Origin of the sequence: Paenibacillus monticola (assembly GCF_009664975.1) — a bacterium.
In the GTDB taxonomy this organism is placed as follows: domain Bacteria; phylum Bacillota; class Bacilli; order Paenibacillales; family Paenibacillaceae; genus Paenibacillus_AQ; species Paenibacillus_AQ monticola.
The window spans coordinates 22,165-48,063 of sequence record NZ_WJXB01000005.1 but is presented as its reverse complement, the minus strand read 5'-3'; the positions used below and the strand labels follow the sequence as shown (position 1 = coordinate 48,063).

The following is a 25,899-nucleotide window of genomic DNA, read 5'->3' as shown; positions in this document are numbered from 1 at the left end:
TGCGGGCTTATAGCAGATACCTTTAGGAGGAGTAAGACATGGGAGCGACGGCGATAGAAACACCAGTTGGTGAAGCTTTTCAAACTGAGCAGTTGAGTATTTATTACGGAACCTATGAAGCGGTTAAAGGAATTAGCTTACCTTTTGCCCAGAATACAGTTACGGCGTTAATCGGCCCTTCGGGCTGCGGTAAATCCACCTTTCTTCGTTCACTGAACCGGATGAATGACGAAATCTCCGGATCGACAACCAAAGGCAGCATCTGGATCGATGGTATCGATATTAATGCTCCAGGCACGGATGTGATCAAGCTGCGGCAAAAGATTGGCATGGTCTGGCAGAAGCCCAATCCGTTCTATAAATCTATTTATGACAACGTCGCTTTTGGACCCAAATATCATGGAATTAAAGGCAAAAAAGCCTTGGATGAGATTGTGGAGAGCAGCCTGCGCCGCGCCGCACTGTGGGATGAAGTGAAGGACCGACTGAAGGATTCGGCGTTGGCTCTGTCCGGTGGACAGCAGCAGCGGCTATGTATTGCCAGAGCATTATCGGTTAATCCACAAATATTGCTTTTGGATGAGCCAGCTTCGGCGCTTGACCCTGTCTCTACTGGTAAAATAGAGGAGCTAATCAAAGAGCTGAAGGAAGATCTACGTATTGTCATTGTGACGCACAACATGCAGCAGGCAGCGCGTATATCTGATTATACCGCCTACTTTTACTTAGGCTCGCTTGTTGAATATGATAAGACTGAGAAGGTCTTTACGAATCCAACGAATCAAATGACTCAGGAATATATCATGGGCCGGTTCGGCTGATGGAAGAGGGGGCTGTCCCATAAGCCATGAAATGGCTGCTTGGGACAGCTTTTTTTTGGAGTCAGATAGACGGTTGCGCTTGTGAGGACGTTCCGCGAACGGACCGTTGCTCCAATCGCTGTGGTCTCCAGGTTTTTTTCATTCCCCTTAGCGGTGAAAATCCGGACATCAAGGCGACCGCTATCGCTTTTCCGCAATCATTCCGTCCTCTCCGCTGGTTTCAGCGGAAAAATCATACTCAAAATCTTCATTGAAATCACAAAAAGAAATCGTCCTTTGGTAAAATGGAAGGACCAGCAACCCGTTCAACGGAGCGATTTCTTTGTACAATCCATTGTCCATGGACCCACTTGGCTTGCCAATGGATTTAGAAGAAGATATCCCGAGCCATCACCTCGTTCGTGTCGTCAATACCGCCGTCAACCGGCTAGACGACACTATCTTTTCCGCAGCGTATCCCGGTGGCGATCGGGACAACTATCACGCCAAAATGCTAACCAAAGTCATTATTTACGCCTACACCCAGCGCCTCTATTCCTCCCGTCAAATGGCCAAGACTGTGCGAGAATATATTCCCTTCATGTGGCTAGCCGGAAGGCCAGGTCACTACGGATCAAAAACGAAAACGGGCCAGTCTCCAATAACCCGAAGACTGGCTCATTTTTTTTGCTTTTAAGGCTTTGAAATAAGCTATCTCATTCTTCAAAAATATCTACTTTTGAGACAGCCCCTATATTTTTTTTGCGTTTTGAGAATTTGCTAAAAAATTAAGGATGTTGTAATATTTATGATAATCATTCTCACTATCATAATTGGAGGACATCCTATGAATCAGATCCAATCGACACCGGTTTCCGGCATTGCTGCTGTGATTAAGGAACGGCGCTCTATTAAACAATTCAAGCCTGATCCACTCCCTGTGGGACTTCTGGAAGAGCTGCTTAATGTCGCTGTATGGGCACCAAATCATGGGCTGCGCGAGCCGTGGCGGTTTATTGCTTTTCAGGGAGAGGGTGCGAAGTTCTTGGGCGAGGCTGCCTTTTCGTTTATGAAACGTACAGTAGCTGACTCGGATTTTGCAGTGAAGCGCAAAGAATATCTCTCAAGCGTTCCGTTGACCTTAATTGTGATCATGCCGGAAGATCCGCGGCAGCGGGAATGGGACGAGGATTATGCCGCCGTATCCGCACTTGTGCAGAATTTTCAGCTCGCCGCATGGGAACAGGGTGTCGGCACAATCTGGAAGACTGATCCCTATATTTATGCACCGGAATTCCGTAACAAGCTTGGTGTACAGCCGGGTGAAAAGATCGTAGCCATGGTCCACGCTGGATATCCGGAGACCGTGCCGGGCAGCCGCCCACGTACCGAAGCCTCCAAGCTGCTGAAGATTGTAGACAGTTATCCGGAGAGTGGAGTAGTAGAATAATAAACATGGAGTGAGTGGGACTATGGCAATAGATCAAATCATTTACTGGATCGGCGGCTCGGCATGTTCAGGGAAAAGTACGTTAGCCAAGAGGTATGCAGATAAGTATGGGCTTGAACTTTATGCATGTGATGAGTACTATGATAAACATATGCAGAACATTTCACGGGATAAACAGCCCGCTATGCATAAAGTGTCTATGATGAATCCGAACGAAGCTTTCTATACCAGGGATGTCCAAGAACAATTAAGAGTATATCTTCAATTCTTTAAGGAGGATTTCTTATTGGTCTTGGAAGACCTTGCTGCCAGACCTAACGTTCCTATTGTCGTAGAAGGAAATCAATTATTACCCCATTTGGTGCTGCCCCATTTGAGACCCAATCATAAGGGCATATGGATTATTCCTTCGGAGCGTTTTCAAAGGGAACATTATAGCCAGAGATCTTGGATACAAGAGTTATTACAGCAAACAGAAGATCCTACAGTATCTTTTAATAATTGGATGTCGAGAGATGTTTTATTTGCTGAGCTTATCCAACAGGAAGCCAATCATTTAAAGCTGAATTTGTTAAAGGTAGATGGGGTCAAAAGCTTGCAGGATAATTTCGAACTTATTGAGGAATATTTCTCTATTGGGAAAAATGAAAATTGAAGTATAGAGGTTCCTATCCAAGAGGGAATTTCTATATTGCAAAACTAATTACATTAGTTTATATTTAAGCTAATGTAATTAGTTTATTGGAGGGATACCTATGAGAGTTACTCGTGAAGGTCAATTGCTGCAGCTTACTTGGATGCCAAGACTGTTTCCAGTGAATTGTTACATTGTGGAAGAAGAGCTGGACCTGACACTAATTGATGCGGCGATGCCCTTTAGTGTGAAAGGGATTGTCCGTACAGCAGCGAATTTAAATAAGGATATCACCAGAATCGTCTTAACTCACGCTCATGATGACCATGTGGGCGGGTTAGACGGACTTAAGAAAAAGTTTCCTAATGCACAAGTTTATATTTCGGAGAGGGATGCGGGTTTACTACGTGGAGACCGTTCTTTACGGGATGGAGAGCCCCAGAGTCCTATAAAGGGTGGTGTGCCCAAGAAGGTTATGACTCAAGCGGATGTATTGCTTTATGAAGGGGATACGATTGGATCATTGACTGCGATTAGTACACCGGGTCATACTCCAGGTTCGATGTCATTTCTGGATAGCCGCAGCGGCGCTGTTATCGTCGGAGATGCTTTTCAGACCTTCCGTGGGACGGCGGTAGCGGGAACGATTGTTCCGTGGTTTCCTTTTCCGGCCATGGCTACCTGGAATAAAGGCTTGGCCCTGACCAGCGCCCTCAAGCTTCTAGAGACTGCACCGTCATTACTCGCGGTAGGTCATGGGGATTTGCTTAAAGAGCCCGTTCACAAGATTAAGGAAGCTATTCGCAAAGCACAAACTATATAGGGATAGGAGTAGATCAACATGTCACCAAGAGCAGGCTTGGACACCCATACCCTTGTAATTGCTGCAGCAGATATAGCTGATGAACAAGGAATCGAAGCAGTAACCCTGGCTGCACTAGCAGCCAAGCTGGGCGTACGTTCCCCATCCTTGTACAATCATATCAATGGGTTGCAAGGTTTGCGGACTTTACTGGCTATTTACGGATTGGAGCAGCTCTACACTATGATGTCAGCGGCTGTAGAGGGAGTTAGTGGTGATATCGCAGTTCACGCTATGAGCCAAGCGTATGTCGATTTTGCAAGAAGTCGTCCGGGTCTGTATGAAACGACACTGCGGGCACCAGAATTGGAGAATGTTCCACTGGAATTGGCAGGCAATCTTATTTTGTCGCTGATGATTCATGCGCTAAAAGCTTATGACCTGGGAGAAGAGGGAGAACTGCATGCCATTCGGGGGCTGCGCAGTATTCTGCACGGCTTCACTTCATTGGAGCATAAAGGAGGGTTTGGTATGCCGCTTGACGCCAATATCAGCTTATCCCGACTCATCAGTACGTTTATTGCTGGTATAGGAAATATGAAGGATGTAGGAAAGGGATGAACGTGCAATGAAGAGTATGGAAGAACAGATTAGAATTACCACTTATGAAGAGGCGGCGGAAATATTAGCGAAGGTCGGTGTTTTGCCACTAGCCCCGCTAATCCCTGAGCATCCTTCGATAAGTGGTATCACAAAGGCTGAGAATTGGCATACCGGAACTGAGCTGGACCCATGGGCGTGGCGTGCACGATTTCCAGGTGAGGGTCTGGCCGGATACGGAAAGTTTATCAAGAAAAAGGCAGTATTAGTAACTAAAGAGTGGTTTCCCGTATTCGTAGCAGCATCCGGAAGTACTCTAGCTCTTGAAGAACGATACAATAATGGTCTATCTAGCCGAGAAGCACTGACCTTGCTGAAGATCATTCGTGCGAATCAAGGAATTGATACACGCAGCTTGCGTGCCGAAGCAGAGATGAAGGCGAAAGAAAAGAAGTCGTTGTTTGATAATGCGGTTACAGAGCTGCAAGGATCACTCGATATCGTTATTTCGGGAGTGAAGGAGCGCCATAATGCGGAGGGAGAGAAGAATGGCTGGAACAGTACTTCTTTCGAGACGGCGAGTCACTGGTTGAAGGAGAGTGGGTTGTCCACGTATCCCGGCAGCAGGGAGGAAGCCATTCAGTGGCTGCATACAAGAATGGATGGCGTATGGTCACCGGCTGCGATAGCGTGGATCAATAAGGCATTATCCTGGTAAACATAAAAACGGCTAGTCATTGCCCAGGGTGAGCGAGATTAGCCGTAAGCGTTCTCTATTGAGTTGTATATACATAGTCAACGATTACAGCATAGGCGCCAAGTATTCAATAACGAAGTACAGAAATCCGAATAGCAGCATGACAAAGGCGGTATATTTAATTGCATTAGATGCAACGATACTTGAATCAGTGGGCTTTTGGTCATCAGTCCGTTCTGTTTCTACCAAATCCATGTCTTTTGATGATGGATCCTTAATCATGTTGATCTCCTCCTTGGAAATTCAATCCTTAACTGTATTGTGACATATTTGTGAATAAAAATCAACGATATTGTGAACATTTTTTGAACAAATATTCAAATTTGATGTATTTGTACTGCGGATAATCGTTTGCACACAAAAAAACAACCCACATTTCCCTTTGTAAGAAGGAAACGCGGGTTGTTTTCTAATTAAGCTATATAGAGATTTAGACGTTTAGGCCCAATTGCCATTTCGGAATATCGGTTCACTTACTCCATCGTCGGTGATCCCATCAATATTCATGTCCGGAGAACCCATCATGAAGTCAACATGGGTAAGGCTTTGGTTCATGCCTTTATCCGCTAACTGCTCTTTAGTCATATGGATACCTTCTTGCAGGGTGAAGGCGTAGGCTGCACCTATTGCCAGATGGCAGGAAGCATTCTCGTCAAACAACGTGGTGTAGTAAAGAATTCCGCTTTCCGAGATTGGCGAGTGGAAGGTCACCAATGCTACTTCACCAAGAAAAGCAGAACCTTCGTCCATGGAAAGTAGCGCAGCTAACGTTTCACTGCCTTCTTCTGCAGTATAGTCCGTTACCTTTCCGTTCTCCAAGGTAAGGGTAAATCGATCAATGATGTGGCCACCATAGCTGAGTGGCTTCGTGCTGCTGACCTTGCCGTTAACACCTGTCTTGAGCGGAGCCGTAAATACTTCTTCTGTCGGAATATTAGCCACAAAAGGGACTCCACGGCCGTTCACGGCACCGGCTTGACACCAAATATGTCCTTCGGGCAATTCGATTGTCAGATCTGTTCCCGGCGCTGTATAGTGCAATTTGCGGTATTTTCTATTGTTTAAGGTATTGCAACGTTTCTGTAATCCATCAAGATGTTGCGTCCAGGCGGCGATAGGGTCCTCCTGGTCCGCACGGACCGCTTTGAAAATGGCATCCCATAATAGATCAACCTGTTGCTCAGGCGGAGCATCAGGGAAGACTTTGGCCGCCCAAGAAGGTGAAGAGAACGCAAGGCCGTTCCAACTGATATGATTTCCCATCATTAGCTCACGGTAAGGAGTCATAGCCTGGCCAGTCGTCCGTTGGTTGTCAGCAATCCGTCCAGCTTCAATTCCATTTAGTAAATCCGGATTGGTGGAGATGATCGTCAGAATCGCGGCACCCTTCTTGGCAAGATCCTCCATCTCATCCGCATGCCATTGTGGTGCTTCCAGAAAGGAAGCGGAGGGAGCCAGCTCGTAGCGGGCGCGTGTAACGAATTCATCACTATAAATAACTTTGACAAGCTTGGCGCCTTCTTCATAAGCCTTGCGCACCACTAAGCGTACCAGTTCTGAGGCTACAATATCGGCATTTACGACAAGTGTCTGTCCGGGTTGGATATTAACTCCGATTTTCACAGCCAGAAGTGCGTAATTCTCCAACTTTTGCTTGAAATCCAACATGGTTTCTGCTCCTCCTAATAACTCTGATCTCTCTATTTGCGATCCTAAAACGCCCAATTCCCTTTCAGGAATACGGGCTCCTTGCTGCCGTCAGCAGTAATCCCGTAAATATCCATCTCCGGTGAACCGATCATGAAATCAACATGAGTCACGCTGGTGTTCAGTCCGTGTTCGATCAGTTCCTCTTGAGTCATTTCTTTGCCACCCTCTAGACAGAATGGATAAGCTGTACCAATGGCCAAGTGATTGGAGGCATTCTCGTCAAACAGTGTGTTGTAGTATAAAATATTGGATTCGGAAATGGGAGACTTGTGCGGAACCAGCGCGACCTCGCCGAGGTATTTCGCACCTTCATCCAGACTGATCAGGTACTCCAGTGCTTCCTGTCCCTTTTCGGCACTTACACTTACAATTTTGCCGTTCTCAAAGGTAATGGAGAAATCGTCAATGATGTTGCCACCGTAGCTCAGCGGTTTCGTGCTGTGGACAGTACCATTAACTCCTGTCTTGAGCGGAGCTGTAAATACTTCTTCTGTCGGCATATTAGCTACAAAAGAGTGGCCTTTAGCGTTAACGCTGTCTCCTTGCGCCCAGATATGTCCTTCAGGCAGCTCAATACTAAGGTCAGTGCCTGGTGCTATGTAGTGCAGCTTCTTATATTGCTTGGCATTGAGAACATTGGCCTTTTGCTCCAACGTATCCAAATGCTCTTGCCAGGCTGCCAATGGATCTTCACGGTCAAGACGCACCGTATGAAAAATAGCCTCCCAAAGAGTACTCATTCGTTCTTCGGCAGGCACGTCGGGAAATACTTTGTCTGCCCAAGCCTGCGAAGGTACGGCTACGACACTCCAGCTAATCTTATCCGACATTTGGTATTCACGGAATTTGGACATGGCCGTTCCCCGCGTTTTTTGAAAATTGGCAATCCGTTCGGGATCAATGCCTTTAAGGGCATCTGGATTTTCAGCTACAACGGCAAGGATAGCGGCACCATTCTCGGCAAACTCGGTCATCTCACCCGCTAACCAGGTCGGAGCTTTAGTGAACACCTCTGGCGCTGCATGCTCGAATTGCTGGCGCGTAATACTCTCGTCACTCCAGTTTACTTTGACTAAACTTGCACCTACGGCATAGGCCTTGGCTGTAATGAGGCGTACAAATTCTGCAGCTGTAATCGGTGCATTCACGACCAAAATCTGTCCGGGTTGAATGTTCACACCTATTTGGACAGCCAAATCTGCGTATTTGCTAAGCTGAGCCTTGAAATCAGTCATTGTTATTTCCTCCATTTGTTAATAATCTAGATCTTTACAAGCGTTGCTCTAAATTATTAACCGCCGGATGAAAAAAGTCAATTACAGCTTAAAGAGAGGCAATTACAGCCCGTTCAATGATATAATGAGAGGGTTAGAATGATTAGACGAAAGGAAGGAAATTGCATGAAGGTTGAGATATTTAGTGCAGAGATGGGCCGCAAAGAGGACCGGAGTTATGTAGGAAGAACCATATTTACTCTTGAAAATCATAAAGCCCAATATGAAATCACTTTTTTCAGTACGAGAGGTACGGAATGGGATTATAGTCTCAGCTTTGCCGGGGAGCCAGGAAATGAAGACCAATTTCTGGAAACAGACGCCTTACTGGAAAATGATGATGATGTTTACAATCAATTGCTGGATGCAGCACTCGATACCCAGGAAATTCCAGAAGAAGAATAGAAACTAAACAAGCCAGGTAACGATTAACGGTTAAACAACACCGCTTGATCGTTACCTGGCTTTGTAAGAGCTTTATCCAATGGTAATATTGCCTTCGGGATAACGGTAAAGTTCCTTACTATTCTTGGGTTTAAGTGCGTAAGCTAGGGTGAGTGGGCCTATCCGTCCAACAAACATCAGAATAATCACAAGCACCTTGCCGATCGCAGTAAGCTCAGTAGTAAGACCCATTGTGATGCCAGAGGTACCAAAGGCGGATACGGCTTCAAACAGCACACTCAGAAAATCAGCATTTTCTGTTACAGACAGCAACATGGTCGCGATAACTACTAGCATTAGAGATAGTAAAGTCATGGTAATAGCTTTGTAGACATTCCCTTTAGCAATTCTATTGCGGAACAATACAATATCCTCTCTACCCCGCAACTTGGCGTACACAGCAGTCACCAGAATGGCAAAGGTTGTAATCTTGATGCCCCCGCCAGTTGATCCAGGTGCCGCGCCAATGAACATCAGCAGAATCATCAGAAATTGAGTGGATTCACGCAATAATGGAATTTCAATGGTAGTAACACCTCCGGAACGCGGCGTAATGGCTTGCAAGAAAGAGGCCATAATTTTACCACCGGTATGTAGAGGTTTCAGGGTGTGATTCAACTCCAGCAAGAAGAATACTGCCGCACCGGCCAAGACTAAGATTACAGAGGTTGTGAGCACAACCTTGGAGTGAAGAGTCAGCCGTTTGCGTTTCGGGAAATCAATTACATCAGACAGTACAATAAAGCCGATGCCGCCAAGGAATATTAACAGCATGGAGGTAAGATTGACAATCGGATCTTCCACATAACGTGTCAGCCCACTAAACGGTCCATGTATATCCCCAAAGAGATCAAAGCCAGCATTATTGAAGATGGAGACGCTATGGAATAGCCCGTAATATATGGCTTTGCCAAAAGGCATATCCGCCATAAATCTTCCCGCAAGTAATATAGCTCCACTGAGTTGAATGATAAGTGAATAGATCAGTACTCGGCGTATCAGCAGGACGATGCCCTGCATGGAATGTTGATTCATGGATTCTTGCAGCAGCAATCGTTCCTTTAGTGAGATGCGTTTATTTAGCACAAAGGTGATCAAGGTTGCCATCGTCACGAATCCAAGACCACCGAATTGAAACAGCACGAGCAATACTACTTGTCCGAAAGTGGTCAATTGCGTTCCGGTATCAATAACGGCAAGACCTGTAACGCAGGTCGCTGAGGTAGCCATGAACAAAGCATCGATGAAGGAAATTCTTCCTTCAACAGCTGCGGCAGGCAGACTTAACAGTGCAGTCCCAACAGCGATAAGCAACATAAAGCCAAGTGATAATATTTTGGGCGGTGTTAGTCTTAAGTCGCCGAAGTTTAGGTTGGCCAATGATATTCTCCTGACGTTTTTATTAGAAATATGCTGACAAGAGTATAACACAACTGTTTATAGCTTCTCCAAGAGAAGGAAAATGACATATTATATCGAATTGGTTTAGAGTATATCCCACCCTGCAACTACAAAGAGGAGGTTTACTTACTGTGACAAGTCCGATTGTAAATCAGATTGGCGCTGTCTTCATTTCGGTTAGTGACATTGAAAGGTCAAAGATATGGTATTGCAGCTTGCTCGGACTGCCGCTCGATGGAGATGTACTGTTCGGGCATTTGTATGTGGTTCCCATGAAGGGTCCGGGAATAGTATTGGACAGCAAAATTTTCACTTCTGAGTCTGTCTTGAACTTACCTACCTTTCACCTCCTTACTGAAGATATTGATGCCGCTTATGACTTTGTAAAAGCGAGCGGAGCAGAGATTCTAACCGATATTGAGCATGATCATTGGTTTAACTTCAAAGACCCGGACGGTAATGTTCTGATGATTTGCCGTATTTAGATGAGACATTCAGGGAGTGAGTTATATGATTATTACGCTGAGGAAGCTTGTTCCAGAGGATGCTGGTGACCTGCTTCGTCTTCAGCATCGATTAGACCTGGAATCAAGCTTCATGCTTCTGGAGCCAGAGGAGAGACAGACAGGTCTGCAGCAGGTAGTAGAGATGATTGAGAGCTTTGCGAAGGCGGAAACTTCAATCCTAATTGGTGCTGAAGCGGATGGAAGTCTGGCTGGATTCATGTCTGTCAGAGGGGGAAGCGTGAACCGCAATCGGCATACTGCTTATATTGTGATTGGGATTCTGCAGCAATTCCAAGGCATGGGCATCGGTAGTGGATTGTTCCGGGAATTGGATACTTGGGCTTTGGGCAACGGAATAAGTCGTCTGGAGCTTTCGGTCATGACTCATAATCAAAGAGCCTTGGCCTTATACACCAAAAGTGGCTTCGAGATCGAAGGAACTAAGCGGAAAGCACTTAAAGTGGATGGACAATGGGTAGACGAATATTACATGAGTAAAATTTTAGACTAGGTTTATAGTAGACAGACTTTTTAGAAGAAGGTGAGAGCTATGTCTAGAAAATTGAATAGCAGAACAGGCGCTCCGCTGACGGAACGCCTGTTTTATTTTGATTAGCTTATTACTTTTACTAATTCTGTCTATAGTTTTTATTTCGCACTACCAGCCTGCTCCATAACAAGCTCGACCTTACGAATGCGGTGCCTGTTCATCTCACGAATGGTCAGCTTTACATGATTAAGGACAATGCTCTTACCCACCGCTGGGTCTGGCAGGTGACTATATAACCATCCACCCACGGTAGTAACCTCTGCATCATCGAAATCCAGCCCCGTTAGCTGCTTAATCTCAAGCAAGGAGACCTTTCCGTCGAACAAATAATTGGACTCACTCAGCTTTTCTACATTTTTGCGTTCATCCCCGTCGAATTCATCGCGAATCTCACCGACGATTTCTTCCAAGATATCCTCAATCGTAATCAGACCGGAGGTCCCGCCGTACTCATCCAACAAGAGGGCGATATGCACACGCTCGAGCTGCATGCGGGTCAACAGGGTTTTGACCGGTGTGACTTCAGATACGGTCAGGACTGGCTGAATCAAGCTTTTGAAATCGAAATCCGGATTGTTGTCGTACTGTAAATACAGTTGCTTCGTATTAATCATCCCAATGATATTATCTTTACTGCCTTCCGCAATGGGAAAGCGCGTATACTGCTCCTTGCGAATAATATCGAAATTCTCTTTAAGTGAATTATTACTGTAAAGACATACCATATCTGTGCGGGGAACCATGATTTCTTTGCCTAGCATTTCATCAAAAGCAAAGATCCGGTTCACATAACCGTATTCTGCTTTATTAATTTTGCCGCTCTCATAGCTCTCGGACAAGATCAGTCGAATCTCGTCCTCGGAGTGTGCTTCCTCATGCTCACTGGCAGGCTTCATTCCAAACACACGAACCAATAAATTGGCAGAGCCGTTTAGGAGCCAAATGAGAGGATACAGGATTTTGTAGAACAAAATGATCAATGGAGCCGTAAAGAGACTGATTTCTTCCGGTTTATTAATAGCTGCAGTCTTTGGAGCAAGTTCTCCAACTACAACGTGCAGGAATGTTGCAATAAAGAAAGCTAAGGCAAAAGAAAGAGGAAGACTTAAGCTTCTATTAATACCGCTCCAATCAAAAAAAGGAAGCAGTAAATGTTCGAAGGCTGGCTCCGCGAGCGCACCAATTCCCAGTGCTGTAATCGTGATACCCAATTGGCAAGCGGATAAATATCCATCCAGATTGGCAGCCACACGTTGAACGGCTAATGCATTCTTGCGTCCGTCAATCACCAATTGGCTAACCTGACTTCCTCGTATCTTTACCAATGCAAATTCCGTAGCTACAAAAAAAGCGGTTAAAATAATCAAAATGGCCACCAACATCAAACTAAGTCCTATACCCATAAAATCTTTACCATCCCTCTCGTTCTATAAAATAGGTTATACTCAAATTATGAGTTCTTATGAACCTATTCTACGAACTTTTCAATGAAATATCAAATAGGGAGGGCTATCCAATATGGAAGCATTCACTTTAAGCCGAATAGAAATGTCCTGCTTGATGCATTCACTGGCAGGGGTTTCAGACCAGAAGCCGTTACATATTCTAAAGGAGGCTTGGACCAAGTTTCATCATGAAGAGATTCAGAAGGGCATGTCCCTACCAGCCTTTTTATCCACAGATGTCCCACCCATTCTGCAAAAAATAATTAAAGGCGGCTGCGCGAAAGGTTTATCCCTTGGGGATATTGCCACGCTGGGCCACCTCATAGAGTATTCCACACTTTCGGTTACCGCTATGCAAAATTGGGTGAAACGCGATTTTAAGGAATATCTGGGCTCGCCAATGGAAGGAAAGAAATATTCGGTGAATCAGGCCGCGCTGCTGTTTATGATTGATGATCTAAAGGCAGCGCTTGATTTTGAGAGTATCCGCCAGCTGTTCCGTATGTTGTTCCTGAAACCGGATCGGGATGATGATGATTTAATCGAGCCCGCACAGCTTTACTACGCATACGCCAGTCTTTTTGAAGAGATCAAGCGTGATCCCTCCCAACAAGTCCAAGGGCTGGATGAACGGAGTTTACACCAGAAATATTCAGTGAAGGAAGATAGTCTACTCAGAGCTTCTTCTCGTAAAATCATGATGAGGCTAACCCATCTCACACGAACACAACGGGAAGCTGTTCATAATATGCTGCTCATCGCGGCTATATCTGTGCAGACCTGTTATTTTCAAGCACTGGCCAGACAATACTTTAATGCGGCGTTATTCCTTGATTTTTGAGCGCAGCAATTTTAGAATGTGTAAGAGAAACAAGCTGTAGATAGCTTTAACAGACGGAGTTGGGAAAGAGAGGTCCTGAAAGTGAATCAAATGACGCTGCTGCGGAATCCCAAGCAAAGAAAGCTGCTCTTTAGTGCAGGCTTGAGTTGGATGTTCGACGCGATGGACGTCGGGATGATATCTTTTGTAGTTGCCGCTCTGGCGAAGGAATGGAAGCTCGGACCGGAGCAGATCGGGCTATTGACGAGTATTAACTCTTTAGGGATGGCCGCAGGTGCTGCGGCAGCAGGTATTCTGGCGGATCGTTTCGGACGGAAGCCTGTGCTGCTGTGGACGCTGTTGATTTTTTCTGTGGCGAGTGGATTATCTGCTTTCGCCGCTGGCTTCGCTATACTGTGTGTGTTGCGGTTTGTGGCAGGTTTTGGATTAGGCGGTGAACTGCCAGTCGCTTCTACCTTAGTTTCCGAAAGTATGCCTGCAGCTGAGAGAGGGCGGGCCGTTGTCCTGTTGGAGAGCTTCTGGGCAGTCGGCTGGATCGTGTCAGCCTTAATCGCTTTCTTCATTATTCCTGATTACGGCTGGCGTATTGCTTTTGCGATTGGTGCGGTTCCAGCTTTATATGCTCTATACTTACGGCGCGCAATTGATGATTCTCCCCGGTTTGCCGAGATTAAGAAAGCGCCAGTCTCTTTGCGCAACCGTGTAATTGCTGTCTGGTCTTCAGAATATCGCCGTTCGACGATTATGCTCTGGATTCTGTGGTTTACTGTTGTCTTTTCCTATTATGGAATGTTTCTGTGGCTTCCTACGGTGATGGTTCTCAAGGGATTCAGTCTGGTCAGAAGCTTTGAGTATGTACTGATCATGACCTTGGCTCAATTGCCTGGATATTTTACAGCCGCCTATTTGATAGAGAAATTCGGACGTAAGTTTGTACTTGTAGTCTATCTATTATTTACGGCAGTAAGTGCTGCCTGGTTCGGAAACGCTACGACGGAAGGAATGCTTCTGGCGGCGGGGATTTGTCTTTCTTTCTTTAATCTTGGGGCTTGGGGCGGGATGTACGCCTATACACCGGAGTTGTATCCGACTGCTATCCGCTCTACGGGAGCAGGATTGGCGACATCTTTTGGGCGGATTGGCGGCATTATTGCTCCTCTATTGGTTGGAGTTCTCGTAGGACGTGATATGGCCATCGGCTCTATCTTTATGATATTTTTCGTGACGATTATCATTGGTGCGTTGGCCGTGTTATTCCTGGGTAAAGAAACCAAAGGAACTGAACTTCTATAGAGCAAATTCTTCGTTAACTTTACTTGAAGTTGTTCTACCAACAATGCTAATATTACAGATATGAGAAGTTTTTCGGATGAATTCGACAGAAGTGCAAAACGGTTCCTTCACAACTGTGAACAGGACCGTTTTTTACTTTTCTTTTCCAGAATGGGGTGATGGAACATGAGTAATGACGGGAAGCAACCACATTTCACTGAATTGGTCTGGGAAAGCCTGGAACAGAATGTGGCCATCCCTCCGCGAGATTCCGCTGAAGAAGCTCCGCCACAGCAGACTTCTACTATTAGAATAAAGTCAACTTCTGAGGATACCGTACAGCTGAAATTGTGGGATATAGAAACCACGCCGGAACCGGTAACTACAACGGAAGGTCAGTTCGTGCTGCGGGCCAAGGAACTGGTACAGCGAAGCGAAACTGTGGCGGCCCTCTTTGTTCCTTTTAAAAGCTATTGGCCTACTTATGGTCATATGACAGGTGCGCAGAGCAACTGGTATTTCTATTGGCGTACTGAAGTGAGGCAAGGCAGATTTCATAAGACAGATCTTTCCTATATTTTTCTGCATGTATATGAGCTCATAAATGGAGTAGGCTGGGAAGAACCTGCTGATGGCTATAGGAAGCTCTGCCAAATATGGGAGGCTTATCGGGATAAGTATAAGAGGCTGGATCAATATCTCGGCGGCTGGATCGCTGATTTCTCCCTTGTTCATAAGCTCGATGTCCCACTCTCGGTAATCGTTGCTCGTTCTCGCGGACTTGCTGGAGATCTTGCTGAGCTTGAATTGATGCGTTGTTTGTCTTCTGCACCAGAGCAACTGTCTTTTGCAGTTTTAACAGCCATGTCGGATTATGATATCAGCAAGTCCAAATTCTATATGGGTGAGGGTAAAGAAGCAGCTGAGTTATATATTCCTCAGGTTATCGCCTTGATCGACGCTTACGTTACTCGGAAACATGGATCGAATCTGATCCAAATGTTTCCGCCTGCTCCTCCAGTGCTGCGTGAACGTTTTTTATTCCGTAGTGCAGTATATGACATTTCGCTGTATGGGTATTCTGTGCTTGTACCCGTTGTACGCATCAGTAAATCCGCACCGCTGCGCAGCCTGATTACACGCCTGTTCCGCCTAACTGAGAATAAGCTGCGGGAATTGCTGGGATATAGAGGAAGACTTAAGGGCGTTAACGTAGACGATGATATGGCCGACCTTGTGACCCGCTTTTTACAGAGGGAGTTCCATAAGCGCGAGCAGGAGGAGGCAGGTCCGGTTGTTGTTATCGATCAAGGGAAGCTGGAGCGTCTTCAGACCGACTCGGAGATTGTCCGCACATTGCTTACGGTTAATGATACGGATGTCGTTACTGATCCTGATGAGTCCAATGAAAGCTCTGATGCGACTGATGTTCCTGTAACAGACCTCGTAGAGGACCGGCATGATGAAGAACTCTTGTCCGAGTCAGTTGTCGAAGATGTAGCTGCCAGTAAGCAAACAGACGCTATTACAGAATGGGAGCAATTTACGATTGCGCTCAGTCCGCTGCAGCGGGAAGCCTTGCTAACCCTGATGGGTGACAATGGCTTGATTACGCTGCAGCAGCTGGCTGCTGAGAGCGGAACTATGCCGGAGCTGCTGATCGACGAGATTAATGAACTTGCAATGGACAATCTCGGTGACCTGCTAATCGATGGGGAAGAGATTTCCGAGGAATTTGTGCCTATGCTTTTATATATTAAGAGGTGACCCACTACGATGAATGAATTGAAAATACCAAAACGAATGACGACAGCAATCGTTAACTCGCTGACCGCAGGTGTAGTCCCGCGAATTGGACTGGAGCATATAGCTGTAGGACGCCGTCCTGAGGTGGAAGCCATCTTAAGAGATATGGACAATATCGCCGAAGGCGGAGCCGCCTTTAAGCTGATTACCGGAAAATTCGGCAGTGGCAAAAGCTTTCTTTTGCAGATTATTCGTAACCACGCCATGGACCGGGACTTTGTAGTCGCGGATGCCGATCTTTCACCAGAACGGCGGCTGGTGGGGACAAAGGGGCAAGGTTTAGCTACATATCGGGAGTTAATGAGCCATTTATCCACCCGTACACGTCCAGACGGCGGGGCGCTGGAGATCATCCTGCAGAAATGGATTTTCTCACTGCAGCAAGCTGTCATGCAAGAACAGGGGTATAGTCCTGATGCACCGCTGCTCGGTGAAGAGGTAGAGAAGCGGATATATGCGGTAACTTCCGAAATGCGGGGACTAGTGCATGGCTTTGATTTTGCCAAGGTACTGGCTTCATACTGGAACGCCCACAAGCTGGCTGATGACGAGCTGAAGCAGGATGCGCTACGCTGGCTGCGCGGTGAATTTGCCACTCGTACCGAAGCGCGGAAGGCTCTGGGTGTAGGTGTTATTATCGACGACGATAATTGGTATGAGTATATGAAGTTATGGGCGGAATTCACGGCTGCTATCGGCTATAAAGGATTACTGTTGTTTATTGATGAGGGTGTTAATCTATACAAAATCACCAATAGTATTTCCCGTCAGAGCAACTATGAGAAGCTGCTCACCATGTTTAATGATACGATGCAAGGCAAAGCCGAGAGTCTGGGCATCTTTCTGGGGGGAACCCCACAATTTGTTGAGGATTCACGGCGCGGGTTGTTCAGCTATGAGGCACTGCGATCCAGGCTAGTGGCGGGCCGTTACGGCGGAACGAGCATGAATAATTTCACCGGACCGATCATTGCGCTGGACATGCTTTCTCATGAAGAAATTCTTGTGCTGCTCACTAAGCTAAGAGATATTCATGCCCTGCATTATGGATATGAAGCGTTGCTGAATCAAGATCAGCTGGTGCATTTTATGGAGGAAGCCGTAGGGAGATTGGGTGCGGACGAGCTGCTCACTCCGCGCGAGATCGTCCGCGATTTCATGGATCTGCTGCATACCTTGCGCCAACATCCGGAGATCTCCTTTGAGAAGCTCGTTGGCGAACGAACCTCAAGTCCCGCCGAGGCTGAACAAAGTGAGCTAGACGGGTTTCTGGCGGAGTTTGAATTATGAGCGATAATCCGTTTTATCGGCTGGCTCCTTTCATTAAGGAATTTATATATAAGAACCGTTGGGAGACATTGCGTGAGGCGCAGGTTGATGCCTGCCGTGTGTTATTCGACACGACGCATCATCTGCTGATTGCCTCTGGCACGGCCTCGGGGAAGACAGAAGCGGCTTTTTTTCCGGCGCTTACAGAGCTGTATGAACGGCCATCCACCTCTGTCGGGATACTCTATATTGCTCCACTCAAAGCGTTGATCAATGATCAATTTACGCGGCTGAATGATTTATTGCGTGAAGGTAACATTCCAGTCTGGCATTGGCATGGGGATGTGCCACAGGCAGACAAGACGAAGCTAATGCAGAATCCCTCCGGAGTCTTACAGATCACGCCAGAATCGCTGGAAGGCTTGCTGATGAACCGTCCGAATGCCATTCCGGCCTTATTCCATGATTTAAGATTCATCGTAGTCGATGAAGTGCATGCGTTCATGGGAGCGGATCGCGGGATACAGGTTCTTAGCCAACTGGCGAGAATCTCACGGATGGCTGGGTGTACTCCGCGTAGAATCGGGCTCTCCGCCACGCTAAGTGATTACGCTTCAGTGACGGAGTGGCTGAGAGCAGGGACGAGAGAAAGCGTGGAAGTATCCGCTCCGCAAGGAGGTCGTAAACTACGACTAAGTGTGGAGCATTTCTCATTCCCAGACGCGCGAGATGAGGTACAGGCTGAGCATTTAGAACGGGCCCAGCGGGCTTATTTCGATTTTATTTACGATCATACCTATCTCAAGAAAGCTCTAATCTTCACTAATAGCCGCTCGGATGCCGAGAGTGCTATTCTGGAAATGCGGCGGATAGCCGCAAAACGAGGGGAACGAGATGTATTTCACGTTCACCATGGCAGCATTTCCGCAATGCTGCGTGAAGAGACGGAAGCTGCACTGCGACAAGGCATAGGCCCAGCGGTCGCCGCAGCAACGTTGACCTTGGAACTAGGTATCGATCTTGGCGATCTGGAGCGGGTGCTGCAGATTGGTGCACCTTACAGCTGCGCCAGCTTTGTGCAGCGGCTGGGACGCTCCGGCAGGCGCGATGGTGCAGCATCTGAGATGATCTTCGTGACACCAGAGGAAGAGGATGAGGAAGCACAGCTGCCCGCTCGCATGCCATGGAGCTTGCTGCGAGCGATTGCGGTCATTGAGCTGTATGTAAAGGAGAAATGGGTCGAGCCGCTGCTCGTACGACAATTGCCTGTCGGGTTACTATATCACCAGACGATGAGCATATTGAAGAGCATGGGCGAAGCCGAACCTGACGATTTAAGAGAGGCAGTGTTGAGCCTGCCATCTTTCCAAGGAATCGATCCTGAAGACTATGAGACCTTCATGACCTACATGCTGGGCATGGGACAGATTGAGAGGATGGATGAAGGAAACTTGCTCATTGGGCTTGCTGGAGAAAAGATCGTCAACAATTTCCGCTTCTACGCTGTGTTTAAGGACGATGAGGAGCATGTCGTCTATAACGGAACTGAGGAGATTGGCTCCATTACCACGGTTCCACCTCCAGGTTATTGTTTCACTTTGGCTGGCAAACTGTGGAAGGTTGAGGAGGTAGACACTCGTCATAAGGCGGTGTATGTCAAGAGTTCACGTGGTAAAGTGGATACCTTGTGGCTTGGAGCGGGAGGAGATGTGCATACCCGCATTATGACGAAGATCCGTGAAGTTCTGGGAGAGACAACCTTGTACTCTTATTTGGCCCCAAGTGCAGCAGCACGGCTGGAACGGGCCCGCCGCTTAGCCAAAGAGAGTGGCTTGCTCACGCGATCCGTTCTGCCAGCAGGCGGTGATTCCATGTTCGTCCTGCCTTGGGCGGGTAGCCGCCAGTTCCGCACCTTGGAACGTTTGCTTAAGAACAATCTGAAAGGTCCGCTTGGGCTCCGTTCGATTGTCCCAATGGAGCCGTATTATATGGTTGTCGCCGGGAAAACGGATGCCGAAACACTGGAAGCGGAGATCCTGGCCGAGAGTGCTGCCGCAACAGATCCCCTATCTCTATTGTCACCGGATGAAGCACCTTATCTCGGAAAGTATGATGAGTTCATTCCACACGAACTTCTGCGCAAAGCATTTTCACTGGACGGGCTTGATGTTCCAGGATTAATTAATGTGCTGAAACAATGGCGGTAGTCTAATTAGAGTGAAACACAAAGAGCAAGTCACCTGGTAAACGGGTGACTTGCTCTTTGTGTTTGAGGTCCATTACGGATTATAAGATTAACGAGCCTACTGCCCCACTCAGTAAACCTAATGCAATAACAGACACGAGTACGAACCAGACTACCCGACGCGGGAAGGACCGGTAAACCATAAGCAAAGAGGGCAGGCTGATGGATGGAAGAGTTACAAGCAGTGCTCCTGCAACACCCGTGCCAAAACCAAAGGAAAGAAATGTTCCAATAATCGGGATTTCGGCAGCGGTCGGAATGACGAACAGTGTGCCAGCAATCGAAAAAATAACAACAGCGAGAATGCCATTGGCAGCGCCTTCTCCGAGAACTGGAAACATCCAGGCACGTGTTGCCCCAAGCAAAAGGACACTTATAATATAGGCGGGAACAACCGTCAGCAGCATCGAACCTGCCCCCTTTAACCAACGACTAAGAAGCGATCCTTCCGGTTCGATGTTATCGTTAATCAGTTCATCAACAGGTTGAGGGACTGAGGAATTTCCAGCGAATCGATTAGCGAAATAACTAACAGCAAAGGTAAGTATCAGGCCAAACACTAACCGCAATAATGTGAATTTCCATGATAGCACAAACGTCATAAAGATAAGTGTAGCTGGATTAAGCACCGGATTACCAAGCCAGAAGGCCAGGCTGGCGCCTACTGAAACATTTTTCTTGCGCATACCTACGACAATTGGAGCAGCACAGCAGGTACACATCATGCCTGGAATAGAGGCGAGACCGCCATACGCAGTGCTTTTAAAATCCGTCTTACCCAGAACTCGCAGCAGCCACCCCGAAGGAATTAGCACCTGTACCAAAGAGCCGAGTAAAATACCAAGAACTGCAGCTTTCCACACCGATTTAAAATAACCAACAGCATAGTCCCAGGCAACCTGCAGAGAAGGGTCTGGGGCAACTGAAGAGTCGCCGGTCAAAATAGATGAGCCGATCGTATGCTCGGCTGCGGCCTTTATTGCTTTGTGATAGTAAGGCCACCATTTGACATAGGATAGACCGGCAACCGCAACGAGTATGAAGATTACCGTCAATAGTATAGCTTTATAACTAGCAGGACGCTTATAGCCAAGCGAGGAACCATCTGAAATTGGTGACATTATTATTTACCCCCATATTTTCTAAACTTCAAGTTTACAATTATAACATAGCAGATTAAACGAAGTGACTTAATATTTTGTACTTTGGCAGCGGTCTCGTGTAGTATTAATATGTTAAATCATTGAATACTAAAGGAGCTGAGTCAACATGTCTCAAGCTGAAACTATAAAACTTACTTCATTTTCTTCAAAAGGAGGCTGCGGTTGCAAAATCGGGCCTGCTGATCTGATGCAAGTTCTTCGGAGCCTGCCACCTACCGTTCCCAACCCTAATCTGTTAGTTGGACTTGATACGAGCGATGATGCGGGAGTATATCGCTTAACTGACGAGTTAGCGTTAGTGCAAACCGTTGATTTTTTCACACCCATAGTGGATGATCCGTATTCCTTTGGGCAAATTGCCGCCGCGAATGCTTTAAGCGATATTTATGCTATGGGTGGGAAACCTCTTACGGTGCTTAATATCGTTGCCTTTCCTATTTCAGTTCTGGACAAAAGCATCCTTGCAGATATTCTGCGCGGAGCAGCCGATAAAGTTGCAGAAGCCGGAGCGACCCTTGTAGGGGGTCATTCCATTGACGATCAGGAGCCTAAATTCGGATTAGCTGTAACAGGGCTTGTTCATCCGGACAAAGTAAGAACAAATGCGGCCGCACGACCGGGTGACATGCTTATCTTAACGAAACCTATTGGTGTAGGTATCCTAACTACATCAATCAAAAAGGATCAGTTGTCTCCAGAAGAGACAACACGCCTTACGGCTGTAATGTCAATGCTCAACAAAACAGCTGCCGAGATTATGACACCCTATGAGGTACATGCCTGCACGGACGTTACCGGATTCGGATTACTCGGTCATGCCTCAGAAATGGCAAAAGGAAGCGGCGTAGGTCTGATTATTCACCATGATACAGTGCCTATGCTGCCAAGAGTAAGAGAACTTGCTGAGAAGGGTTTCGTCCCCGGAGGGACTAAGAACAACTTTACCCATCTCGAAGGCTCCATTGTGTATCCGGAAGACATGGACCAGATTAACCGGTACATTCTCTGTGATGCGGTAACTTCAGGCGGTCTGTTGATTTCTGTAGCTCCAGAACAAATGGAGAAATTATTACAGGAACTTACGGATGCTGGTGTAGAAGCTGCATGGATTGGAGAAGTAACGAAGGACCATCCTGGCTTGATTACGGTCACAGCTTCAAAGTAAGAATCCAACTAGTCGGAAGTGAATGTGAAGATAGTTAGATTTTAAGAGGAGAGAGAAGCCATTTGTTTCAGGATATTACGTTGGAAGAGTTAAGAGCACTTCAAGAGAAGAAGCAAATGACGGTTATTGACGTCCGGGCTCCTTCTGAATATAGGGATTCAACGTTGCCCCATTGTATCAATATTCCTTTTTTTGATGATCAGGAGCGAGCAGAAATTGGCACACTCTACAAACAGACTAGTGTACAGGCAGCCAAGGATCGCGGTTTGGAGATCATCTCTGCCAAGCTGCCCACTTTCATTAAAAAGTTTGCAACAATCCAAGGAGATAAGGTTGTCTTTTGTTGGAGGGGAGGCATGCGCAGCCGAACCACCGCGACTGTTCTTTCTTTAATGGACATTCACACTTATCGACTTGTTGGTGGTTACAAAGCATACCGGACATGGGTTTTGGAAGAACTGGAAAAGCATAATTTCAAGCCAAAGTCATACGTTATTCATGGCAATACTGGAACGGGTAAAACAAACCTTTTACATCGTTTGAAGGCACAGGGATATCCAGTTTTAGATTTGGAAGGTATGGCTGGACATAGAGGTTCGATCTTCGGGCAGATCGGTCTGCATGCGAATAATCAAAAAACATTCGATAGTCTGTTATTGGAGGATTTGATTACGCTCGGGCCTTCTCCTTATGTTCTATTTGAAGCGGAGAGCAAAAGAATCGGGAAGATTGTCATGCCGCCGTTCATGGCCCAGCAGAAAGAAACCGGAACACAGATTTGGATCGATATGCCACTGCAGTCCAGGGTGCAGCAAATCCTTGCGGATTATAAGCCAGAACAATTCAAAGAGGAATATATCGCTGCGTTCCGGAATATTAAATCCCAAATCCATATTCCAGTAGCAGTAGAGATCGAACGAAACTTACAGGCTGATCTGTTTGGTGAGGCTGTAGCTTTATTGCTTGAGTATTATTACGATCCTAAATATGAGCACTCGACTAATCAATATGAAGACATCGAGAAGATTGTCTTCTCGGTGAATAATGTGGATGAAGCCGAGGCTGCTGTAATTTCGTACCTGAATAGTCTGACTTAACTGACTTCAATATCAGAGACTTAGCTCCAGACCATACTTTTCTCTATGAAGGAGTTAAGGGCGTGTCATACAGCAAGTTGCCGTTTATTCGGTGACTTGCTGTTTTCTTTAAATATAAGGATAATATAGCCAGTTTTACTTGAACTCTAGATAACTAATAATTTCCAAATATTTGTTGTTTAAATAATATAGAAAAAACAAACCTTAAACCTACATTTCCTACCTTGATGGAAGCGCTTCAAAGAATGATAATAAACCTATCACTAAAACATCAATAACAGGGGGCATTAACGAATGGATAAAAAAAGAGTAAAACAATCAGTTACTTTAGCATTATCAGCAGCCATGGCATTAAGTTTAGCGGCTTGTGGAAATTCAAACAACAACGCTAACACCAGCACTAACGAAGCTACAAAGGCACCTGATAACGCTGCTGCCGCTACAACTGCTCCAAGTGACAAAAAGGTCACCATTACATTCCAAAATATTTATCCTGACCCTGCAACACCAGCTTACAAAATGATTCATGAGCTGTCTGACGAGTATCACAAGGCTCATCCGAATGTAACAATAGAGCTAGATACTTTGAATACGGATCAGCAAAAAGTGAAATTGAAAACACAAGCTGCCTCAAAAGAAATACCTGATATCACGATCGTTAACCCAGCTGCACAAATGAAGCCTTTTGTAGATGCAGGATTGTTCTCACCACTGAACGACATGCTCGATCAAAATGGTCTGAAAGATACTTACCAAGCAGGATTGCTCGACTATTACAGCTTTGACAACAATGTCTACGCACTTCCTGACGGTAACAATATCGAAGTTGTGTACTACAACAAAGATCTGTTCGCCCAAGCCGGAATTGCAGCACCTCCGACAACTTTTGATGAATTGCTCCAGGACGTTAAACTCCTGAAAGACAAAGGCATCACACCACTGGCAATCGGCGAAAAAGATTCCTGGACGGGTTCATTCCTGTTCATGAATATCCTGCTTCGTACGAACGGCGGCCCTGGCTTCCTGAAAGACGTTGTAGACGGCAAGAAAACATTTGAAGATCCAGCATTCGTTGAAGCCGTTGATGCATTCCAGAAACTGGTTGCAGCTGGCGCATTCCCTGACGGTGCAACTTCCATCGATGCCAATGCCGGCGGTAACATCTTCAAATCCGGTAAAGCAGCTATGTGGGTAATTGGTACTTGGGAAACTGGCGCAATTGACGCTTCTTCTGTAGCTGGTAAAGTTGGAGCTTTCCAATTCCCTACAGTAGACGGTAAAGGCGATCCAAATGAATTCATGCTTGCACCAGGTAGTGCGTTTGCGGTATCCGCTAACAGCGAACACCTGCAAGAAACTAAAGATTTCCTCAACTTCTTCGCATCCAGCTACCCTAAAAAACAATTTGAACTTAAAAATGCTGTAGGTCTGGGACAAAAAGTTGACGGCGACCTGAAAGCTGCTGGTTACTCTGATCTGGCTATCACTGTTGCTGGCTTGTTCAACCAAGTTAAAGGCGGCGACCTATCTTTTGACAATACGATGAACCCTGCAACATCACAAGTACACTTGAGCAGCATTCAAAATCTATTCGTACAAAAAGTAGATTCCGCAAGTGTTGCCAAAGAACACCAAACTGCATTTGAAGCTAATAAATAAGTAATAGAATGATTGACTTAATCGATGCGAAGCGAGCTGACCCAAGCTTCTTCGCATCGAATTATGATAGAGATAGAAAAAAAGAATCTGCTTGTTTAGGAGGCGGGAAAGATGAAAGTACTTAAGGTACCAGCACGCACAATAGCCGTCTTCATAGTGCCATGTCTGCTCTTGTATGTGTGCCTTGTGTTTGTTCCCATATTGGTTTCATTGTATACAGGCTTATTGAAGTGGGATGGTCTTACTTCAGCGCATTTTATCGGATTTGGCAACTTTAAAGAAATGTTCTTTCATGACCCTGTTTTCTGGCCTTCGGTAAAAAGAACATTGCTGTACTCAGTAGCATCCATGCTGGAAATTCCATTATGTCTTGGAATGGCAATTTTACTTAACCGTAATTTGAAAAAAGGTAATACCTTGGTATCGATCTATTTCACACCAGTTATTCTTTCCGTTGTAATCATCGGACAACTTTGGAAAACGATCTACAACCCAGCCTCCATGGGAGGTATGTTGAACGGAGTTCTGATTTCACTGGGACTGGACAGTTGGACACACAACTGGCTTACTGAACCCAATATCGCCATGTTCGCACTTTATGTAGTGTCTCTGTGGCAGTATTTTGGCTACCATCTGCTAATTCAATATACTGGGGTACAGAATATACCGGATGAACTTTATGAAGCGGCAAAAATCGACGGAGCGGATGGATTCAAAGCGGATCGTTACATCACACTTCCGCTGATCGTTCCGATCTTTAAAATATCTATTATCCTGGCGTTTATCGGTTCTTTGCAGGCTTTCGATCTGGTTATGGTTATGACCGCCGGCGGACCCGCACATGCGACCGATGTAATCTCCACACATATGTATAACAGTTCCTTCATGTCCTTCAAGTACGGGTACGGCAGTGCTATTGCTACCTTCCTGGTTGTTGTCTGCCTTGTCTTCACCGCATTCATTAATACCATATTCAATAAACTCGAGAGAAAATACACTTAAGAAAGGA

Annotated in this window: 24 protein-coding genes and 1 pseudogene; 19 read left to right on the top strand and 6 right to left on the bottom strand. The window is 46.1% G+C overall.

The annotated features are described in order from the left end of the window. Positions 1-38 precede the first annotated feature (38 nt). The 7 genes and pseudogenes from pstB (at position 39) to GJB61_RS15675 (ending at position 5,004) form a co-directional block, all read left to right on the top strand. Entirely contained in the window at positions 39-821 is a 783-nt protein-coding gene (pstB, locus tag GJB61_RS15705; RefSeq protein ID WP_154119570.1) for a phosphate ABC transporter ATP-binding protein PstB, read from the top strand. Positions 822-1,161: 340 nt separating this feature from the next. Continuing rightward, a pseudogene (locus GJB61_RS15700) lies at positions 1,162-1,419 on the top strand (transposase); the annotation flags it as partial. 228 nt (positions 1,420-1,647) lie between these two features. After that, on the top strand, positions 1,648-2,250 hold the full coding sequence (locus GJB61_RS15695) for a nitroreductase family protein (RefSeq protein ID WP_154119568.1): 603 nt from the start codon (positions 1,648-1,650) through the stop codon (positions 2,248-2,250). A 22-nt stretch (positions 2,251-2,272) separates the two neighbouring features. Further along, positions 2,273-2,905, top strand: coding sequence for a hypothetical protein (locus GJB61_RS15690; protein WP_154119566.1), 633 nt, complete (start codon positions 2,273-2,275; stop codon positions 2,903-2,905). Positions 2,906-3,005: 100 nt separating this feature from the next. Continuing rightward, entirely contained in the window at positions 3,006-3,707 is a 702-nt protein-coding gene (locus GJB61_RS15685) for an MBL fold metallo-hydrolase (RefSeq protein WP_154119564.1), read from the top strand. Positions 3,708-3,725: 18 nt separating this feature from the next. Then, positions 3,726-4,307, top strand: a complete 582-nt coding sequence (locus tag GJB61_RS15680; protein ID WP_154119562.1) for a TetR/AcrR family transcriptional regulator — start codon at positions 3,726-3,728, stop codon at positions 4,305-4,307. A gap of 7 nt (positions 4,308-4,314) precedes the next feature. After that, positions 4,315-5,004, top strand: coding sequence for an AlkZ-related protein (locus GJB61_RS15675; RefSeq protein WP_154119560.1), 690 nt, complete (start codon positions 4,315-4,317; stop codon positions 5,002-5,004). 84 nt (positions 5,005-5,088) lie between these two features. On the opposite strand, the gene GJB61_RS15670 is transcribed toward GJB61_RS15675, so the two are convergent. The 3 genes from GJB61_RS15670 to GJB61_RS15660 form a co-directional block, all read right to left on the bottom strand. Beyond that, positions 5,089-5,265 carry a hypothetical protein gene (locus GJB61_RS15670; RefSeq protein ID WP_154119558.1) on the bottom strand — a complete coding sequence of 59 codons (177 nt, stop codon included), beginning with the start codon at positions 5,263-5,265 and terminating at the stop codon, positions 5,089-5,091. A gap of 216 nt (positions 5,266-5,481) precedes the next feature. After that, on the bottom strand, positions 5,482-6,711 hold the full coding sequence (locus tag GJB61_RS15665) for an aminopeptidase (protein WP_154119556.1): 1,230 nt from the start codon (positions 6,709-6,711) through the stop codon (positions 5,482-5,484). A gap of 44 nt (positions 6,712-6,755) precedes the next feature. Continuing rightward, positions 6,756-7,988 carry an aminopeptidase gene (locus GJB61_RS15660; RefSeq protein WP_154119554.1) on the bottom strand — a complete coding sequence of 411 codons (1,233 nt, stop codon included), beginning with the start codon at positions 7,986-7,988 and terminating at the stop codon, positions 6,756-6,758. Between the two features lie 165 nt (positions 7,989-8,153). On the opposite strand from GJB61_RS15660, the gene GJB61_RS15655 reads away from it, so the two are divergent. Further along, the gene (locus GJB61_RS15655) at positions 8,154-8,432 is read left to right on the top strand and encodes a hypothetical protein (protein ID WP_154119552.1); all 279 of its coding nucleotides are present in this window, start codon (positions 8,154-8,156) and stop codon (positions 8,430-8,432) included. A gap of 72 nt (positions 8,433-8,504) precedes the next feature. Here GJB61_RS15655 and GJB61_RS15650 read toward each other — a convergent pair whose 3' ends face one another. Then, on the bottom strand, positions 8,505-9,788 hold the full coding sequence (locus GJB61_RS15650) for a TrkH family potassium uptake protein (protein WP_154119984.1): 1,284 nt from the start codon (positions 9,786-9,788) through the stop codon (positions 8,505-8,507). A 215-nt stretch (positions 9,789-10,003) separates the two neighbouring features. On the opposite strand from GJB61_RS15650, the gene GJB61_RS15645 reads away from it, so the two are divergent. Beyond that, positions 10,004-10,357: a VOC family protein gene (locus GJB61_RS15645; protein WP_338115864.1), complete on the top strand. Its 354-nt coding sequence runs from the start codon at positions 10,004-10,006 to the stop codon at positions 10,355-10,357. A gap of 25 nt (positions 10,358-10,382) precedes the next feature. Further along, entirely contained in the window at positions 10,383-10,889 is a 507-nt protein-coding gene (locus GJB61_RS15640; RefSeq protein ID WP_154119548.1) for a GNAT family N-acetyltransferase, read from the top strand. Between the two features lie 137 nt (positions 10,890-11,026). On the opposite strand, the gene GJB61_RS15635 is transcribed toward GJB61_RS15640, so the two are convergent. Next, a complete protein-coding gene (locus tag GJB61_RS15635) occupies positions 11,027-12,331 on the bottom strand; it encodes a hemolysin family protein (protein WP_154119547.1) in 1,305 nt (434 codons plus the stop codon). A 115-nt stretch (positions 12,332-12,446) separates the two neighbouring features. On the opposite strand from GJB61_RS15635, the gene GJB61_RS15630 reads away from it, so the two are divergent. From GJB61_RS15630 to GJB61_RS15610, 5 genes are all read left to right on the top strand, one after another. Then, positions 12,447-13,214, top strand: coding sequence for a DUF1836 domain-containing protein (locus tag GJB61_RS15630; RefSeq protein WP_154119545.1), 768 nt, complete (start codon positions 12,447-12,449; stop codon positions 13,212-13,214). Positions 13,215-13,304: 90 nt separating this feature from the next. Continuing rightward, a complete protein-coding gene (locus tag GJB61_RS15625; protein WP_154119982.1) occupies positions 13,305-14,507 on the top strand; it encodes an MFS transporter in 1,203 nt (400 codons plus the stop codon). A 165-nt stretch (positions 14,508-14,672) separates the two neighbouring features. Further along, positions 14,673-16,253, top strand: a complete 1,581-nt coding sequence (locus GJB61_RS15620; RefSeq protein WP_154119543.1) for a TerB N-terminal domain-containing protein — start codon at positions 14,673-14,675, stop codon at positions 16,251-16,253. Between the two features lie 9 nt (positions 16,254-16,262). Then, positions 16,263-17,582 carry an ATP-binding protein gene (locus GJB61_RS15615; protein WP_154119542.1) on the top strand — a complete coding sequence of 440 codons (1,320 nt, stop codon included), beginning with the start codon at positions 16,263-16,265 and terminating at the stop codon, positions 17,580-17,582. Further along, positions 17,579-19,768 carry a DEAD/DEAH box helicase gene (locus GJB61_RS15610; RefSeq protein WP_154119540.1) on the top strand — a complete coding sequence of 730 codons (2,190 nt, stop codon included), beginning with the start codon at positions 17,579-17,581 and terminating at the stop codon, positions 19,766-19,768. Before GJB61_RS15615 ends, GJB61_RS15610 begins: the two co-directional genes overlap by 4 nt. Positions 19,769-19,847: 79 nt before the next feature. Here GJB61_RS15610 and GJB61_RS15605 read toward each other — a convergent pair whose 3' ends face one another. Beyond that, positions 19,848-20,927: a permease gene (locus GJB61_RS15605; RefSeq protein ID WP_154119538.1), complete on the bottom strand. Its 1,080-nt coding sequence runs from the start codon at positions 20,925-20,927 to the stop codon at positions 19,848-19,850. A gap of 148 nt (positions 20,928-21,075) precedes the next feature. Here GJB61_RS15605 and selD point away from each other — a divergent pair, with 148 nt between their 5' ends. From selD to GJB61_RS15585, 4 genes are all read left to right on the top strand, one after another. Continuing rightward, positions 21,076-22,134 carry a selenide, water dikinase SelD gene (gene selD, locus GJB61_RS15600; RefSeq protein ID WP_154119536.1) on the top strand — a complete coding sequence of 353 codons (1,059 nt, stop codon included), beginning with the start codon at positions 21,076-21,078 and terminating at the stop codon, positions 22,132-22,134. Between the two features lie 62 nt (positions 22,135-22,196). Further along, on the top strand, positions 22,197-23,231 hold the full coding sequence (gene mnmH / locus GJB61_RS15595; RefSeq protein ID WP_154119534.1) for a tRNA 2-selenouridine(34) synthase MnmH: 1,035 nt from the start codon (positions 22,197-22,199) through the stop codon (positions 23,229-23,231). A 294-nt stretch (positions 23,232-23,525) separates the two neighbouring features. Further along, positions 23,526-24,890 carry an extracellular solute-binding protein gene (locus tag GJB61_RS15590; protein WP_154119532.1) on the top strand — a complete coding sequence of 455 codons (1,365 nt, stop codon included), beginning with the start codon at positions 23,526-23,528 and terminating at the stop codon, positions 24,888-24,890. A 111-nt stretch (positions 24,891-25,001) separates the two neighbouring features. Then, on the top strand, positions 25,002-25,892 hold the full coding sequence (locus GJB61_RS15585) for a carbohydrate ABC transporter permease (protein ID WP_154119530.1): 891 nt from the start codon (positions 25,002-25,004) through the stop codon (positions 25,890-25,892). Positions 25,893-25,899 lie beyond the last annotated feature (7 nt).